The sequence below is a fragment of the Aeromonas sp. S19(2024) genome, from assembly GCF_041402625.1.
GTDB lineage: Bacteria > Pseudomonadota > Gammaproteobacteria > Enterobacterales > Aeromonadaceae > Aeromonas > Aeromonas caviae.
Genome location: NZ_JBGLQU010000007.1, coordinates 12,743 through 28,130, shown reverse-complemented (window position 1 = coordinate 28,130; position 15,388 = coordinate 12,743). Strand labels below are relative to the sequence as shown.

The 15,388-nt window shown below is 64.8% G+C and carries 15 protein-coding genes; 6 read left to right on the top strand and 9 right to left on the bottom strand.

What is annotated here, in order from left to right; genetic code table 11:
- Nucleotides 1–12: 12 nt before the first annotated feature.
- The 5 genes from ACB037_RS14705 to ACB037_RS14685 all read left to right on the top strand — a co-directional run bounded on the left by ACB037_RS14705 (nucleotide 13) and on the right by ACB037_RS14685 (nucleotide 4,190).
- Nucleotides 13–624, top strand: a complete 612-nt coding sequence (locus ACB037_RS14705; protein ID WP_039041052.1) for a LysE family translocator — start codon at nucleotides 13–15, stop codon at nucleotides 622–624.
- A gap of 178 nt (nucleotides 625–802) precedes the next feature.
- Nucleotides 803–2,665 (top strand): U32 family peptidase, encoded by a 1,863-nt coding sequence (locus tag ACB037_RS14700; RefSeq protein WP_319873058.1) that lies wholly within the window; start codon nucleotides 803–805, stop codon nucleotides 2,663–2,665.
- 117 nt (nucleotides 2,666–2,782) lie between these two features.
- Entirely contained in the window at nucleotides 2,783–3,112 is a 330-nt protein-coding gene (locus ACB037_RS14695) for a DHCW motif cupin fold protein (RefSeq protein WP_042880515.1), read from the top strand.
- A 43-nt stretch (nucleotides 3,113–3,155) separates the two neighbouring features.
- Nucleotides 3,156–3,413, top strand: a complete 258-nt coding sequence (locus tag ACB037_RS14690; protein ID WP_010673281.1) for a DUF1272 domain-containing protein — start codon at nucleotides 3,156–3,158, stop codon at nucleotides 3,411–3,413.
- A gap of 111 nt (nucleotides 3,414–3,524) precedes the next feature.
- Nucleotides 3,525–4,190, top strand: coding sequence for a class I SAM-dependent methyltransferase (locus ACB037_RS14685; RefSeq protein ID WP_371175496.1), 666 nt, complete (start codon nucleotides 3,525–3,527; stop codon nucleotides 4,188–4,190).
- Between the two features lie 22 nt (nucleotides 4,191–4,212).
- On the opposite strand, the gene ACB037_RS14680 is transcribed toward ACB037_RS14685, so the two are convergent.
- From ACB037_RS14680 to ACB037_RS14655, 6 genes are all read right to left on the bottom strand, one after another.
- Nucleotides 4,213–4,689, bottom strand: a complete 477-nt coding sequence (locus tag ACB037_RS14680) for a methylated-DNA--[protein]-cysteine S-methyltransferase (RefSeq protein ID WP_167825293.1) — start codon at nucleotides 4,687–4,689, stop codon at nucleotides 4,213–4,215.
- Nucleotides 4,686–6,194: an AlkA N-terminal domain-containing protein gene (locus tag ACB037_RS14675; RefSeq protein ID WP_371175495.1), complete on the bottom strand. Its 1,509-nt coding sequence runs from the start codon at nucleotides 6,192–6,194 to the stop codon at nucleotides 4,686–4,688. The genes ACB037_RS14680 and ACB037_RS14675 overlap by 4 nt, the downstream gene beginning before the upstream one ends.
- A gap of 261 nt (nucleotides 6,195–6,455) precedes the next feature.
- A complete protein-coding gene (locus ACB037_RS14670) occupies nucleotides 6,456–7,934 on the bottom strand; it encodes a carboxypeptidase M32 (protein WP_268451817.1) in 1,479 nt (492 codons plus the stop codon).
- 106 nt (nucleotides 7,935–8,040) lie between these two features.
- Entirely contained in the window at nucleotides 8,041–8,622 is a 582-nt protein-coding gene (gene smrA / locus ACB037_RS14665) for a DNA endonuclease SmrA (protein WP_371175494.1), read from the bottom strand.
- 115 nt (nucleotides 8,623–8,737) lie between these two features.
- Nucleotides 8,738–8,887 (bottom strand): DUF3149 domain-containing protein, encoded by a 150-nt coding sequence (locus ACB037_RS14660; RefSeq protein ID WP_010673287.1) that lies wholly within the window; start codon nucleotides 8,885–8,887, stop codon nucleotides 8,738–8,740.
- Nucleotides 8,888–9,042: 155 nt separating this feature from the next.
- Nucleotides 9,043–9,930: a TraB/GumN family protein gene (locus ACB037_RS14655; RefSeq protein ID WP_041214639.1), complete on the bottom strand. Its 888-nt coding sequence runs from the start codon at nucleotides 9,928–9,930 to the stop codon at nucleotides 9,043–9,045.
- A gap of 70 nt (nucleotides 9,931–10,000) precedes the next feature.
- Here ACB037_RS14655 and ACB037_RS14650 point away from each other — a divergent pair, with 70 nt between their 5' ends.
- Nucleotides 10,001–10,333, top strand: a complete 333-nt coding sequence (locus ACB037_RS14650; protein WP_041214640.1) for a DUF1904 family protein — start codon at nucleotides 10,001–10,003, stop codon at nucleotides 10,331–10,333.
- Nucleotides 10,334–10,392: 59 nt separating this feature from the next.
- Here the strand turns inward: ACB037_RS14650 and ACB037_RS14645 are convergent, their stop codons facing one another.
- The 3 genes from ACB037_RS14645 to ACB037_RS14635 all read right to left on the bottom strand — a co-directional run bounded on the left by ACB037_RS14645 (nucleotide 10,393) and on the right by ACB037_RS14635 (nucleotide 15,357).
- A complete protein-coding gene (locus ACB037_RS14645; RefSeq protein ID WP_124245110.1) occupies nucleotides 10,393–11,223 on the bottom strand; it encodes an SDR family oxidoreductase in 831 nt (276 codons plus the stop codon).
- A gap of 114 nt (nucleotides 11,224–11,337) precedes the next feature.
- Nucleotides 11,338–12,738 (bottom strand): OprD family outer membrane porin, encoded by a 1,401-nt coding sequence (locus tag ACB037_RS14640; protein WP_371175493.1) that lies wholly within the window; start codon nucleotides 12,736–12,738, stop codon nucleotides 11,338–11,340.
- 681 nt (nucleotides 12,739–13,419) lie between these two features.
- On the bottom strand, nucleotides 13,420–15,357 hold the full coding sequence (locus ACB037_RS14635; RefSeq protein ID WP_324046493.1) for a methyl-accepting chemotaxis protein: 1,938 nt from the start codon (nucleotides 15,355–15,357) through the stop codon (nucleotides 13,420–13,422).
- Between the last annotated feature and the right edge of the window lie 31 nt (nucleotides 15,358–15,388).

Sequence of the window (15,388 nt, the reverse complement as noted above, 5' to 3'; positions counted from 1 at the left end):
GGAAGAGAAGGTATGGAGCTGACGAGTTGGCTGGCGCTGGCCGCCATTTGCGTGATGGGGGCCATCAGCCCGGGGCCGAGCCTGGCACTGATCATCCGCAATACGGTGCAGGGAGGGCAGGGCCACGGGGTTGCCACGGCGCTGGGACACGGCCTGGGAGTCGGCATCTATGCGCTGATCACGGCCCTCGGCCTCGCCATCCTGATCACCCAGACCCCGCTGCTGTTCGATCTCATCCGCTACGGCGGCGCGGCGTTTCTCGCCTGGCTCGGGATCAAGGCGCTGCTGGCCAGGCCCGCAGGGGGGGAGGCAGGCAAGGAGGAGGGGCACCCGCCACGGGGACGTCAAGGGGCGTTCGAGGGCTTTATGGTGGCCTTCTTGAACCCCCAGCTCGCCATCTTCTTTATCGCCCTGTTCAGCCAGTTCGTGCATGCCGACACCGGCTGGCGTGAGGGGGGCATCATGATGCTGACCGCAGGCGGCATCGATGCGCTCTGGTATGTGCTGGTGGCCCTGGTGCTCTCTCGCGGGCCCGTACTCGCCTGGCTCAAGGCCAAATCCACCGTGATCGACAAGGTGAGTGGCCTGGTGCTGCTGGGGCTGGCCCTCAAGGTCGTGATCTAGCTCCGCGTCGGGTGCCTGCGTAGTCGGCATTCTGTCAGGGCCGGGGGATGAGGGGCCGCCAGATGTCCTTGTACGGGGGCCAATCCTGCATTCTGCGGTGATCTTAAGCGGGATCAAGGCGGGGGGCGGGGAGTCTGGTTAGAGTGGCGGCCATTTGCAGCCCTTCGAACCGGACGTTATGCGCGATCAGAACCATCACAACCGCCTGGAGTTGCTGGCCCCGGCCAAGAACCTTGCCTATGGCATCGAGGCCATCAACCACGGCGCCGACGCCGTCTACATGGGCGGCCCCGCCTTCGGTGCCCGCAGCGCAGCAGGCAACAGCCTCGAGGACATCGAGGCGCTGGCGCGCCATGCCCACCGCTTCGGCGCCCAGGTCTTCGTCGCCTTCAATACCCTGCTGCACGACCACGAGCTGGAGCAGGCCCGGCGCCTGACCCACCAGATCTACGAGGCAGGGGCCGATGCGCTGATCGTGCAGGACATGGGGCTGCTGGCGCTCGATTTACCCCCCATCGCGCTGCACGCCAGCACCCAGACCGACAACCGCACCCCGGAAAAGGTAAAGTTTCTGCAGGACGTGGGCTTCTCCCAGGTGGTGCTGGCCCGCGAGCTCTCCCTTGCGCAGATCCGCGAGATAAGCGCCGCTACCAGCGTGCAGCTGGAGTTCTTCATCCACGGTGCCCTGTGCGTCTCCTACAGCGGCCAGTGCAACATCAGCCACGCCCGCACCGGGCGCAGCGCGAACCGCGGCGAGTGCGCCCAGCTCTGTCGACTGCCCTGTTCCCTGCAAACGCCGGCGGGGGAGGTGCTGGTGAAAAACAGCCACCTGCTCTCCTTGAAAGACATGGATCAGACCGACAACCTGGAGGCGCTGATCGCCGCAGGGATCCGCTCCTTCAAGATTGAAGGGCGCCTCAAGGGGCTCGACTACGTCAAGAACGTCACCGCCTGGTATCGCCAGAAGCTGGACACCATCCTGGAGCGCCGCCCCGACCTGGTGGCCGCTTCCGCCGGTCGTTGCAGCTACACCTTTACGCCGGATCCCAAGAAGAGTTTCAACCGGGGCAGCACCGACTACTTCCTCCATGGCCGACAGCCAGGCATCGACTCGCCGCGCAGCCCGAAATACGTCGGGGAGCCGCTCGGGCGCGTCACCAGCGTGACCCGCGATGGCATCGAGATCGACGGCCAGGCCGTTGCCCTCAACAACGGCGATGGCCTCGGCTTCTTCAAGCCGGGGGGCGAGCTGGTGGGGATGCGCCTCAATAAAGTGGAAGAGAAGGCACAGAGCAAGCGGTTACTCCTGTCGGAACCCATGCCCGGTCTCAAGGTGGGCACCGAGATCTTTCGCAACCACGATCAGGCCTTCAGCAAGCAGCTCGAAAAGGGGAGCGCGGATCGCCGCATCCGGGTCGATATGCGGCTATCGGAGTGCGACGAGGGACTGCGGCTCACGCTTACCGACGAGCAGGGCATTGGCGCCGCCGTTACGCTCCCCTGCGACCAGCAGCCGGCGGACAACCCGGAACGGGCGCTGCAACAGGCCAGGGATCAGCTCGGCAAACTCGGCAACACCCTGTTTGTGGCTCGCCAGATTGAGTTGGCATTCACTCGCCCGCTGTTTATTGCGGCTTCACAGCTTAACGGATTGCGCCGGGACGGCATTGCCGCCCTGGAGGCGGCCCGTCTGGCTGCCTACCGGCGACCCGAGCGGCGCATTCCCCTGCGAGGCGCCGTTTATCCCCAGCATCGGCTCTCCTACCTCGGCAACGTGCTGAACAGCGCGGCGGAGCAGTTCTTTCGCGAGCACGGGGTAGGGAGCATCGCCCCCGCGTATGAGGCGAACAAGGAGGAGCGGGAAGTGGTGCTGATGACAACGAAGCACTGCATCCGCTACAGCCAGCAGCTCTGCCCCAAGGAGGTGCCCGGTCTCAAGGCCGAGCCCCTGGAGCTCAAGATGGGCAAGGAGAGTTTCCGCCTGCGCTTTGACTGCCATCGCTGCGAGATGCAGGTGATGGGCAGCCTGAAGAGGGGATGATTGCCCGTGTGGGCATGGGGCTGGAGCGGATTTGATGGCAGTATGGGGCGCGGCCTTGTCACGGATATCCCGTGGTGAGGCACCTTCCCCCAGCCTTCTTCTGACAAAGGATCCGTCATGAACATCAATGCACTGCCGTTTTGCACCACGAACTGGGCCGAGGTCCCGCCGACCGAACACAAGGGAGAACGCGGCGTCGCCCGCTGGCACACCCGGCAGTTCGGGGAGCTGCGGGTGCGAATGGTGGAGTACTCCCCCGGGTATCTGGCGGATCACTGGTGCAGCAAGGGCCATGTGCTGCTCTGCCTCGAAGGGGAGCTGCACACCGAGTTGCAGGATGGCCGCGTCTTCACCCTGACGCCGGGCATGAGCTACCAGGTGGCGGACAACGCCGAACCCCATCGCTCCTATACCGAACTGGGCGCTCGCCTCTTTATCGTCGACTGAGCCGCTCTCTTTCCCGCTTCCCCTTGTACATCAGGAACTTGCCATGCTTGAACTCAGACCCAACTGCGAGTGCTGTGACCGGGATCTGCCCGCCGACACGGCGACGGCCTACATCTGCTCCTTCGAGTGCACCTTCTGCGCCGAGTGCAACGATCAGTATCTGCACCTGACCTGCCCCAACTGTGGCGGCGAGCTGGTCAGGCGCCCGCGCCGCCCGGCGGCCAAGCTGGTGAACAATCCCGCCTCCCTCCAGCGCGTCTTCAATCCGGCCTTGAAAGCGGCGCTGGGCAAGGGGGGCTAGGGCCCTCCCTTCATGGGAAGGGCTGGGCTGGCAACTGGCTCGTCCCTGTGGCTCTTGACCTTCTCCCGGCGGCAGCCCCTATCAAGGGGGCTCACACCAAAGGAGCAAAAGATGACGGAGCGATTCGAAGGAGAAGGGGCGAAGGCCTATGACAGCCGCATCCCCCTGCTGGTGCCAGGCTACGAGCTGCTGCACCAGCTTTGTGCCTCCCGGCTGATGGCCGCGCTGGGTCAGCAGGCCCGGGTGCTGCTGGTAGGGGTGGGCACGGGCAGCGAGTTGCTGCTGCTTGGCCGTCTCTGCCCCCGCTGGACCTTTGTGGCCCAGGATATCTCGGCGGACATGCTGGCCCATGCCAAGATGCGGGCCGAGCAGGTGGGCATGGGGGAGAGGGTGTGCTGGCACCTGGGCGCATTGCCTGTGGTGGATAAGCCTTGCGATGGTGCACTCTGTCTGCTGGTTCTGCATTTTCTGGCGCAAGATGCCAAAGCCGCGCTATTGGGTGATATTTATCGCCAGCTCAATCCTGGCGCTCCCCTGCTGCTGGCGGATCTGATGGCGCCCACGGACCCGCTTGAGCGCAAGGCGATGGGGTTGCAAGCCGCCCTCGCCGGTTTGCCGCTTCCTGCCTGCGAGCAGATGGTGCGCCGCCTCGGGGAGGATTTCACCTCCCTGGACGAGGGACAGACCCGCCGCCTCTTGCAAGGCGCCGGTTTCGCGGCGGCGCACCGCTTCTTTCAGGCGCTGGGGTTTCACGGCTGGCTGGCGCAGCGGCAGTGAGCCCTGGCCGGGCTGCGCCAGATCAACGAGAGGCCCTCTCCAGCGTCAGCAGTGCCTGCTTGATGGGCAGGCCTCCCGCATAGCCGGTGAGGCTGCCATTCTGGCCGATCACCCGGTGGCAGGGGATGATGATGGAGAGCGGATTGCGGCCGTTCGCGGCACCCACCGCCCGCACCGCGTTTGGCTTGCCGATGGCGCGGGCGATGTCGCCGTAGCTGCGGGTCTCCCCGTAGGGGATGTCGCACAGCGCCAGCCACACCGCTTGCTGAAACGCCGTGCCCCTGGGGGCGAGCGGCAGGGTGAAGCGCTGCAACCGGCCCGCGAAGTAGTCCCGAAACTCGGCGAGGAAGGGGGCGAGCGCCTCGCCGTCCTGCTGCCAGTCCTGCATGTCGGGGAGCGGCCGCAGTCCGGCCAGGAAGTCCACGTGGACCAGACCGCGCTCGTCGATGGCGACCAGCAGTTCGCCCTGGTCGGTGGGCATCATGTCATAGCGGATCATGGGCTCTTCTCCTCGTCTTGTGTCTGTGTTGGCCGGGTGAGCAGCGCCGGTTGTTCACTCATGGCGTGCCACAGCCAGCTCGCGGCATAGGCGCGCCACGGCTGCCAGGGGGCGCTGCGCGCTGTCACCTCTTTCACCGGCAGCTTGTCACCGCCCCCCAGCGCCTTTTGCAGCACGAGATCCGAGGCGGGGAAGGCATCCGTGTCGAGCCCGCAGCGCAGCCGCCAGTAAGCGACCGTCCAGGGGCCTATGCCCGGCAGCGCGAGCAGTTGCTCGTCGCTTGCCGTGGCGAGGGTGAGTGCGCCGCTTGCGAGCGCCGAGGCCAGCCCTTGCAGGGTGCGGATGCGGCTGCCCGGCATGCCGATGCCGTCGAGATCCAGCTCGCACAGCTGGGTCGGGGTGGGCAGCTGCGCGGTGCCGAACTGCGCCAGGGTGCGCGCCACCAGGCGCCCCATGATGGTGATGGCACCCTTGACCGACACCTGCTGGCCGACGATGGCGCGCAGCATCACCTCGTATTCATCCCACCCCCCCGGCAGCCGCACCCCGGGCCAGCGCCCCTGGATGCCGGCGAGCAGGGGATCCTGTCCCAGGTGTTCGCCGATGCGGCCCATGTCGGCGTCGAGATCCCACATGCGGCGCACGCGGTACAGGATGTCCGGCAGCGCACCCGGCGGCAGATCCCGCACCGTGAGTCTGAGCCTCCCCCCCTCGACGGGCTCGATGCGGATGAGCCCCTCCTGTTCGCCGACCCGGTGACGGCGTTCGTAACCGTGCTCATCCACCCGCTCCAGCCCCGGAATGGCGCGCAACCGGTAGAACGCGAGCATGGCCTGGACGTCGAACGGCGGGCGATACAGCAGGTGCAGTTGCAGGCTAGATTGCGGCGTCTCCTGCGGCGCACCCCCTTCCTGCTTGCGCAGGGCGCCCGGTGTCATCCCATACGCCTGCAGCCAGGCGTCGTTGAAGCGACGAATGCTCGCAAAGCCTGCGGCAAATGCCACGTCCGTGATGGGCAGGCGCGTCTCCGTCAGCAGCCGCTTCGCAAGCAGCAGGCGGCGCGTCTGCTCCACCTGTTTCGGCGAGGCGCCGAGGTGTTGCTCGAACTGACGCCTCAGGGTGCGCTCCGTGATCCCGGCCTGCGTTGCAAGGGAGCCCAGGCTGTGCTCCGCCAGCTCGCCGCGCTCGATGCGCGCCAGCACCTGGGCGACGAGCGGTGGCAGATCGCCGCTCTGGGACGGTGCGAGCTCCGGGCGGCAGCGCAGGCAGGGGCGCAGCCCGTGCTGCTCCGCCGCCGCCGCGAAGCGAAAATAGCGCACATTGTGCTCGTGCGGTGCCCGCGCCGGACACACGGGGCGGCAATAGATGCCGGTGGAGAGCACCCCGGTGAAGAAGCGACCATCGAAACGCGCGTCTCGCGCGAGGCGTGCGGCGTGGCACTGCTCCCGGGTGAGACCCGGGATGATCTCGTCTCGTTGGGATGAATGCGGGGGCGCTGTGGTCATGGCATGGCTCGGGTTGCAGTGGGCATGTCCCAGAGACTAAGCGGGTGCAAGGGGAGTGACTAGCCAAAAACGGACAGGGATAGCAAAAATAGTGCGATCCGAGGAATCCCAGTCCTCCCTTTGTAAGGTTAGGGGGGCAGGACCCCACCCTAACCCTCCCCTTCGTAAGGGGAGGGGACAAACAGCTCCCCTCTGTGAACGGGGGCGGGGTTAGCTCCTCCCCCTTGTGAAGGGGGAGGCTGGGAGGGGGTTCAACCTCGCTTATTTCAGATAGCGCTGTTCGAGGTGTTTGCGCAGCCACTGGGGATTGAGCGCCTCACCGGTCGCGCGGCGAATGAGCTCGTCCGTGCCGTGCAGGCTGCCCTGGGACCAGATATGGCGACCGAGCCAGCCAAAGATCTCCGGCAGGCGGCCGGACTCTACGAGCGTGCCCATGTCGCCGAGCTCACGCTCGAGTGCAAAGCGCAGCTGCGCCGCGTACATGGCGCCGAGCGTGTAGCTCGGGAAGTAGCCAAACGAGCCGTCCGTCCAGTGGATGTCCTGCATGCAGCCGTTCTGGTAGTTGCCCTTCGTGGACAAGCCGAGCCACTGCTGCATCTTCGCGTCCCACAGCTCGGGGATGTCCGCGACCTCGATGCGCCCTTCCATCAAGTCCCGCTCCAGCTCGTAGCGCAGGATGACGTGGGCCGGGTAGGTGACTTCGTCCGCATCGACGCGGATAAAGCCGGGCTCGACCCTGTTGTACAGTTTCTCGAGGTTCGCGGGTGCGAGCGCATCCTCTGCCCCGAAGTGCGCGCGAATGCGCGGCGCAATCAGCGCGAGGAACGCGGGGTGATGGCCGAGCTGCATCTCGCAGAACAGGCTCTGGCTCTCGTGAATGCCCATGGAGCGCGCCTCGGCCACCGGCTGGCCGAGCAGTGTGCGCGGCAGGCCCTGTTCGTAGCGTGCGTGGCCCGTCTCGTGGACGATGCCCATCAGGCTGGAGACGAACTCCTGCTCGTTGTAGCGCGTGGTGATGCGCACGTCCGTCGGCACGCCGCCGCAGAACGGGTGGCTGCTCACGTCGAGCCTGCCGTGCGCAAAATCAAAGCCGAGCAGCCCCATCACCTCCTGGCCGAGCGCCTGCTGCGTCGCAACCGGGAACGGGCCTTGCGGGGTGAGGATGGTCTCGATTTTCTGCCGCTCGCTCACGGTCTGGATGAGGCCGGGCAACCAGCTCGTCAGATCGCCGAAGATCTGATCCAGCCTCGCGCTCGTCATGCCGGGCTCGTACAGCGCCAGCATGGCGTCATAGGGGCGCACTCCGAGCGCGTCGGCGCGCAGGCGAGCCACCTCCCGCGACAGGCGCACCACCTCCTCGAGGTTCGGGGCAAAACCTGCCCAGTCGTTCTCCTTGCGCTGGCGACGCCAGGCGTGCTCGCATTTGCTGCCGGCGAGCGACAGCGCCTCCACCAGCGCCCCCGGCAGCAGGCTTGCATCCTGCCACTGGCGCTTGATCTCCCGCAGGTTCGCACGCTGGTGCTCGTCCAGCGGTTCGCTCTCTGCCTTGGCTATCCACTCCCCAAGCTCGGGGGCGGTGCGCTTGCCGTGGATCAGCACGCCAAGCTCCGCCATCGCCTCGGCGCGGGCCTCGTTGCCACCCTCCGGCATCATGGCGGCCTGATCCCAGCCGCAGATGGCGGAGAGGTGGGAGAGGCGGTGCAGTTGTTGCTGATGTTGTTCGAGTTTCTGGTATGACATGGGATTGTCCTTGTTATCGTCCCTGATGGTATGCACCCCGTACCTGGCATGATCGGGGCCGCCCGATGCTAGCACTGCCATCCACCCTGGTGCCACCCTCAGGCAGTCAGCCGAGGCGCTTCTGGTGCCGTTCGCGGTTTTCCGCCTTCTTGCGCTCGCTCTTGCGCAGCAATACGTAGAGCGCACCGCTGCCGCCGTGGCGGCGCTCGGCGCTGTGCATGGCCATCACCGAAGGCAACTGTGGCAGCCAGGCGCTGACATGGCTCTTGAGCAGGGCACTCGGGGTGCTGCGCTCCCCCTTGCCGTGCAGGATCAGCAGGCAGCGGATATCCCGCACTTCGCATTCGGCAATGAACTGCACCAGGGCGATACGGGCCTCGTTGAGCGTTTTGTGGTGCAGGTCGAGGGAGCCTTGCAGCTCGTACTTGCCAAGGCGCAGCTTCTTGTAGACCCCCTCCTGCACGCCGTCACGCTTGAAGCCGACGATGGCGTGGGGGTCCAGCATCTCGACTGCTTCCGTGCCGAGGTGATCCAGGGTGAGTTGTTCGGCGGTGGCGGCTTCCCGGCGCGCGAGTTGCGCCTCGGTGGGCTGGCTGTTGCCCGCAACGGGGGCGATATGGTCGCTGCGAAGGGGCCGCACGTCGGCCACTTCCTGCAGGAACAGTGAGAGTTCGTCGTTATGAGACACGGCAGGCTCCCCGCATGAAAATGAGGGAGCCAGTATAGCGGGCCTTGGTGGGCCTTAGAATGGCAACGCTCGCGGGCCCCGGCCCTGCCGGGGAGGGCGGTCTGAGCGAGCCTGGTTATTGCCCCTCTTTGGGCGGCTCTGCGTGCATCACCTTGTAGATGAAATAGACCGCATAGGCGCTGATGAGCAGGAAGGTGCCGAAAATCACCAGCATGGACATCAGCCCCACGCTGTTGCCGAACATCAGGTTCATCCAGAATTCCATCTCGTTCACTCCTGTCACTGGGCGGTGACAGGCATGATAGATACCTCTTCAGGAGGGAGGGGATGATCTCGATCAACTCCCTCTCTGGTTATTTAATCGGCAGCAAATTCTGTGAGCCGACGCGCATCCGGCGCGTCAGGTCGCCGGACTGGACGCTATTTTGCTTTCTCCAGGGTCGGTTCGGTGAGGGGCGTGATGCGCCAGCCCTGCTGCTCCAGCAGGGCGAGCAGCCCGTGCTCGCCGTAAAGATGCAGGGCCCCTACCACGATAAAGCTCTCGTTCGGCAGGCTGGGCCACTTCTTGACCCAGTTGCGGTTGCGCTCTGCCAGCAGGGTCTGTTCCAGCCAGGCTTGCAGCTTGGGCGGCGCCATCTCCTCCCTGAGCAGATTGATGAGGGTGGCCTCGTCCCCGTTCTGCCAGGCGGTCATCACGGCGTCGAACCCCTGCTGGATGTCGGGCAGCTCGTCCAGGGTGCTCTCCAGCATCAGGGTCTGGTTGTCGCCGACGCTCGCGAGATAGCCGAGCTGCTCCAGCAGGGTCTCCAGCCCGACGATGGGCTTGCCGCCGTCGTTCGCCCGCTTGGCGAAGTGCTGGTCGACACCGTATTCACCGCGATAGCCGGTGCGCTCCAGGGCCGCCTGGGTCAGGGTAATGGCCGCAAACCAGGGACGCAGCGGGGCCAGCATGCTCTCGTTCAGACCATTCTGGCCCGCAGCGATGAGGGTGCGACGGTAGAGGTCGATGGGCAGGTGATCCTTGAGGGTCTTGCCGTCGACGAGCCGGGTGATGGCGCCCATCTCCTGCCACTGCTCCTGGCTGATGTGGGTCATGTCCACCTCCATCACCAGGGCGCGGCTCTGCTGCCAGGCGCGCTCCACCGGGTCCGGCAGGGGATAGAGAGAGGGTTTGCCCGCGTGGATGGACCCCAGCAGCCAGTGCTGTTCGTTGCCCTTGTTGATGCGGTAAAAGGCCGGATCGGCCATGGCATGGAGCGGCAGCAGCAGGCAGAGCAGGAAGGAGAGCAGCGTGGGATGGAATCTCATGAGGCACCTTATGTGAGCGGGATGAGTGCTCTATGATAAGTCCTCATTTGTCACAGCCAAGAGGTTTCCCATGCCCCACCTTCGTTTTCGGGCAGTTTCTGTCGACACCCTGCAGCGGATAAGTGCCCCCCTGATGGCGGATCTCTGCGCCCTGACCGGTGGCAAGCCGGAGTTCGTCACCCTGGAGTGCGTGCCGAGCCAGTGGGTACGAGATGGCCAGCCCGAAGCCGGTTTCCCCTTCGTGGAGCTGGTCTGGTTCGAGCGACCGCAGGAGATGCAGGATGCCGCCGCCGCCCTCATCACCCGCCACCTGAAAGGGGTGCTGGGGGAGCAGACCTATGTGGTGGTGCAGGTGCTGCCCATCGTCAAGAGTCACTACTACAGCAACGGCCAGCACTATTGAGCGGGTATCGTTGCTGAGACAGGTGCATGTCAAGAGGAGGCCCGCCGAGGGCCCCTTTATCAGGCGGATTTGATCAGCAGCTTGTCAAGCCAGCGGCTTGGCAGCAGGCGGCGCAGCACGGTAAACAATTTGGTCGGGAAGGTGACCGGGTAGCGGTGCCTGGGACGCTTGCTCGTGAGCGCATGCAGTAACGGCGGGATGCAGGCCTCGCTTGGCAGGGTAAAGCCCCGGGCACCCCCTTCACGCTCCAGCCTGGCCAGTGTCTGGGCATAGGCGTCCTGATGGCGGCTGGTGGCGGGATCTATGTGGCGCAGGAAGGCCTCCCGGGCATTGGCGCGAAACCGGGTGTCGATGGGGCCGGGTTCGATCAGGCTGACGTGCACGCCGCTGCCCGCGAGTTCCAGGCGCAGGGTATCGGTATAGCCTTCCAGCGCGAACTTGCTGGCGTTGTAGGCGCCACGATACTTCATGGCCACCAGGCCAAGCACCGAGCTGTTCTGTACGATGCGCCCCTCGCCTGCCGCCAGCATGGGGGGCAATATCTGGCGAATGAGGTGATGCCAGCCAAAGAGGTTGGTCTCGAACTGCTCGCGCAGCGCCTCGGTGGGCAGATCTTCCAGCGCACCGGGCTGGCCGTAGGCGCCGTTGTTGAAGAGGCCGTAGAGGCGCCCTTCTGCCAGGGCCAGCGCCTCTGCCGCCCCTCGCTCTATGCTGGCGCTGTCCGCCAGATCCAGTTGCACCGCCAACAGACCCTGCTGCTGCAGCAGGGCCACATCCTCGGCCTTGCGGGCGGAAGCGATGACGGTGAAGCCCCGGGCGCCGAGCTTTCTTGCGGCGGCGAGGCCGATGCCGCTGGAGCAGCCGGTGACGAGCACGAAGGGATGGGGCATGAGCATGGTCCTGATTGACGGCCGGCAGGTGGCCCGAAGCTGGCATGGTAGCGTGGTGCCACCAAAAACAAAACCGGGCCAGAGGCCCGGTTTTCGGTCACGTCAGATGCCTGATTACATGATGGTGAACGGCATGATGATGTGGAACTTGACGTCATGCTCGGAGCTGAACATGTTCGGGTAGTACCAGCTGCCCTTGTCGTCCTGTTCGTTGTTGTAGTCGGTGTAGTGCAGCTTGAACAGGGTGCCCTTCAGCTTGCCGTCCTGCACTGTGTACATGACGTCGAAGTTGGCTGCCCACTCTTTGCCGCCTTCCAGGGACTTGTCGCCGTTGTTGGCATCCCAGCCGTAGGCACCGGAGACACCCACGCCCCAGCCCGGTGCACCCACCAGATCATCCAGGGAACGAGTCACGCCGAAGAACAGGGCCTTCTCGTCGTTGTGGTTCCAGTCGGAGCGGGAATCCCACCAGATTTCGTTCGCGCCCTGGGAGTTGCCGTAGCCGCGGGTCAGACGGGGCAGGTAGTTGCCCAGATCCCCTTCAGCCTTGGTCCACAGGCCTTCCAGACGGAAGCCATAGGGGCCGGCTGCCCAGCTGGCGGTTAGGGCTTGTTGCCAGGCCAGGCCGTCATAGTCGCTGTTCTCGGTGTCGGAACCGTAGAACTGGTAGCTGGTGTTCAGGCCACCCAGTACGTCGAACTTGTGGGCCAGCTTGAAGTGGTAGCTGTCCATGTAGCCTTCGGACTGACCGAAGCCGGCGGTGACGGCAGTGCCGTTCTCGAAGGTGTAGCGAGCGGCCAGACCGTGGATGTAGTCGATCTTGTTCCCATCGGTGAAGGGATCGCTGGCATAGGGGCTGCTCTTGGAGAAGCCGGTGGTGTTCTTGAACCAGGGAGCCTTGTACTCGTCGGCGATGGCGTAGGTCAGGTAGAGGCCGCCGAAGGTGCCTTCGATCTGGCCACCACGGTAGGTACCGGGTTGATAGGACCAGTTGACGCCGAGGATGCCGGGTACATAGAGCTGGGTGTAACCACCCTTGGCGGTGACGGCGTCACCGAACTTGAATTTCAGGGCGGCGTTGGAGAGGCTGAAGCCGTTCTCGGGAACGCCGTCACCACCTGAACCCCACTTGTCGCCCCAGAAGGAGAACTCGTTCTCTTCGTTGACGCCATTACTCTCGTCAACGGCCAGATCGTAGGCACCGAAGCCGCCCACGTCGACGCCGACCACACCCCATGCATAGCCGGAGTTGAAGTTCAGGGCTGCCTGGGTGGTGGCATGGCTCAGGTTGGAGTGGTATTTGCCATCCTGACCCGGACCGGCCTGGACGCGATCACGCTCACGCTGGAAGTAGAACAGGCCACCGGTGAGCTTGCCTTCGTCGATGAAGGCGCTGTAGGACTTGCCGTATTCCGGGCTCATCATGTCTTGAGCGGCGAACGCCATGCCGGGTGCGACCAGTGCCGCGACCACGGCAGCACTCAACGCGGCGCGCTTGAAGATCACTTTTTCCATTTGTTATTGCTCCTGATTTTATGGACTTAGCTTTTTTATCCGGCAGCCGGGTAGGCACCCGCCGCTCGGTATTGGCATTGCAATCAACACCCCGAAGGGCAAAAAAATGGTTCTCTGTCGTGCCCTTGTGCCTGATGCCTTGGCGCATCGGTCGGGGCTATCTGCATCGTTACAGTCGTTATTTTTTGGCTGTCGATCCTTGGCGATCTGACATCACCAAGAGTACGTTCGCGGTGCGAAATATCAATGTAAAGTTCCCGCCAAGTTTCAAAAATATGACCGAGTGCAAATAATCATGATTCTTGGTGTGGGCACTCCCAGGCCACTCATGTCGGCAATGACAACGCTTTCATGGTGATTTCACCGTTCTCCTGCGCAGATCTTGCCGTCAAGGCAGAACTTTCTTTGTTAACCCGGTGGCAACATATAATTTTGTATCACAAAAAAAGATGGACCCGGCCGGATGCCCACTGTCATGAGCGTGAGCCGTCGCCCCGACAGACAGGGGGACCAGAGATGTGAAAGGGGTGAGGGAGCCTGTGACTGAATGGATGAGGCAACCCGTGATCGCCCGTGAAGACGTGACGGGAGCATCAAGAGAAGGGTTGCGGCAAGGCCGGGCCGCGGGGAGATTGACAGAGAGCGCGCCCCGGGTCTGGTGCGTTCCAGGCCCGGGGGTTATCAGGCCTGGCTCAGGATCCGGGGGATCTGCTGGGCCTGGTGGTGGATATGCTCCGAGACCTGTACCGAGAGGCGGCTGCCCTGGCGGGCGTGCTGGCTGATGCGACCGATGAGGGCGGCGAAGCTCGCCAGCCTGTGCTCCTGACTCTTGGCATTGTCGGCGCCTTGCAGGGCGATGACGGCGGTGCTGCGCGCCATCTCCCGCACCGTCAGGGTGGTCTGGCGCAGTTGCTCCGCCTGCTGGCGCTGCTCGGCGGCCTCTGCGGTGATGCGGGCCAGCACGGTGGCGAGCTGATCCCCCGCCTGGGTGAGGCTGGCCAGGATCTCGGTGATCTGGCCGAGGGAGCGCTGGGTGTCGGCGGAGAGGTGGCGCACCTCGTCCGCTACCACCGCGAAGCCGCGTCCCTGCTCCCCGGCCCTGGCCGCCTCGATGGCGGCGTTGAGGGCCAGCAGGTTGGTCTGCTGGGATATATGGCCGATGACGTCGACGATGGCAGTCACGTCCTCCACCGAGCGGGTCAGCTGGGCCAGGGCGCCGCTGCTCTCGTCGATGGCGAGCCCGGTCTGGGCGGTAGCCGTCAGCATGCCCCCGACCAGCCGCTCGCTCTGGCTCATGGAGTGTTCATTGTGCTGGGCGTGCTGGGCGATTTCGGCGGCGACCTGGTGCACCTCGCTGGCGAGCTGGTTGAGCTCCTGCATCATGGTGTCGCTCTCATCCACCGCCTGCTCCGTGGTACGGGTGCTGTGATGGATCTCCTGCACCTGCTCCACCATCTCCTGCAGGCTGGAAGAGACGCTGGAGAGCTGCCCCGCCTTCTGCTGCTGATCCTGTTGCAGGCGCTGTATCAGGCGGTTGTAGCTCGCGACGATGTCCGCCAGTTCGTTGCGCTCGCGCCCCGGGGTCAGCAGTTGGGCCTGACCTGTGGCGTCGAGCTGCAGGAAGGCTGCCCGCAGTTGCAGCAGGGGCCTGACCAGCCAGCGACGCTGCACCAGGGCGAACAGCAGGGCCACCACGACCAGGCAGAGCGCCAGCATGCCGAGCACGGTGGCCAGCTCCCGGTTCATGGTCTGACGGGCGGCGGCGAGTTGCTCACCCAATTGCTCCCCCGCTTGCAGCAGCTGGGTGATGTCCTGCTGCACCATCTGACGAGCGGCCTGCTGCTGTTGCAGCGCCTTGCGGCTGTTTTCCAGCTCCTGGGGATAGCGCTTGAGCAGGGAGGTCAGCTCGGCTTTGGGCTGATCCCCGAGCTCCTTGCGTATCGGCTCTCCCAGGGTGAATTCGTCGGCCGGTGCCTCCTCGAAAAGTGCCAGGCTCGGCAGGGCGGCCAGGGAGTCGGCCTGCTTTTGCAGGGCAGCCAGCTCGAATTGCAGCCCTTCGAGACGCTTGGCACTCGCCTGCTCCATGTAGTTCTGGCGCTGGTGGGCGAGGGAGGGGAGGGCGGTCAGGATGTCGGCCGCCCCCTGGCGATACTGCTCGGCAAGGGCCGGATCCCGCCCGGCGGCTGCTCCCTGCTGGCCGTAACGGAGCAAGGCTTTGGCCTGGGTGGTCAACTCGTTCTCGGCATTTTGCAGCAACCACTGGCTGTTGCCGGAGAGCTTGCCCGCCGCCAGATAGTCGCCGTCAATGCGGGTTTTCATCTGCTCAAGCCGGGCGTTTAGCGGCTGGGTCTGGGGATCCTCCAGGCGGGACAACAGCGCCAGCGCCTGCTGGCGCACTCCCTGTGCCTGGGCCAGCAGCAGGGGATCCCCGCTGCCGAGATAGTCGCGAAGCGCCCCCTGCAACGGACCGCTCAGTTGCTGTTGCAGGCGCTCCTGCAGACGCTGGGCCTGGGCCGAGTGGTTGAATTGTTGCCAGCCATGATAGAGCGCGGTGGCCTGGACACCGGCCACCAGCAGCAAGACGAGGGAAGAGAGGGAGGCAAAATGGGCAATTTTCACATCAGATTCCTGCTTGAATCACGCAATGGGC

Bases quoted from the DNA above. Each gene is read 5' to 3' on its own strand.
- ACB037_RS14705 (WP_039041052.1), top strand. From the start codon at position 13: ATGGAGCTGACGAGTTGGCTGGCGCTGGCCGCCATTTGCGTGATGGGG.
- ACB037_RS14700 (WP_319873058.1), top strand. From the start codon at position 803: ATGCGCGATCAGAACCATCACAACCGCCTGGAGTTGCTGGCCCCGGCC.
- ACB037_RS14695 (WP_042880515.1), top strand. From the start codon at position 2,783: ATGAACATCAATGCACTGCCGTTTTGCACCACGAACTGGGCCGAGGTC.
- ACB037_RS14690 (WP_010673281.1), top strand. From the start codon at position 3,156: ATGCTTGAACTCAGACCCAACTGCGAGTGCTGTGACCGGGATCTGCCC.
- ACB037_RS14685 (WP_371175496.1), top strand. From the start codon at position 3,525: ATGACGGAGCGATTCGAAGGAGAAGGGGCGAAGGCCTATGACAGCCGC.
- ACB037_RS14680 (WP_167825293.1), bottom strand. From the start codon at position 4,689: ATGATCCGCTATGACATGATGCCCACCGACCAGGGCGAACTGCTGGTC.
- ACB037_RS14675 (WP_371175495.1), bottom strand. From the start codon at position 6,194: ATGACCACAGCGCCCCCGCATTCATCCCAACGAGACGAGATCATCCCG.
- ACB037_RS14670 (WP_268451817.1), bottom strand. From the start codon at position 7,934: ATGTCATACCAGAAACTCGAACAACATCAGCAACAACTGCACCGCCTC.
- ACB037_RS14660 (WP_010673287.1), bottom strand. From the start codon at position 8,887: ATGGAATTCTGGATGAACCTGATGTTCGGCAACAGCGTGGGGCTGATG.
- ACB037_RS14655 (WP_041214639.1), bottom strand. From the start codon at position 9,930: ATGAGATTCCATCCCACGCTGCTCTCCTTCCTGCTCTGCCTGCTGCTG.
- ACB037_RS14650 (WP_041214640.1), top strand. From the start codon at position 10,001: ATGCCCCACCTTCGTTTTCGGGCAGTTTCTGTCGACACCCTGCAGCGG.
- ACB037_RS14645 (WP_124245110.1), bottom strand. From the start codon at position 11,223: ATGCCCCATCCCTTCGTGCTCGTCACCGGCTGCTCCAGCGGCATCGGC.
- ACB037_RS14640 (WP_371175493.1), bottom strand. From the start codon at position 12,738: ATGGAAAAAGTGATCTTCAAGCGCGCCGCGTTGAGTGCTGCCGTGGTC.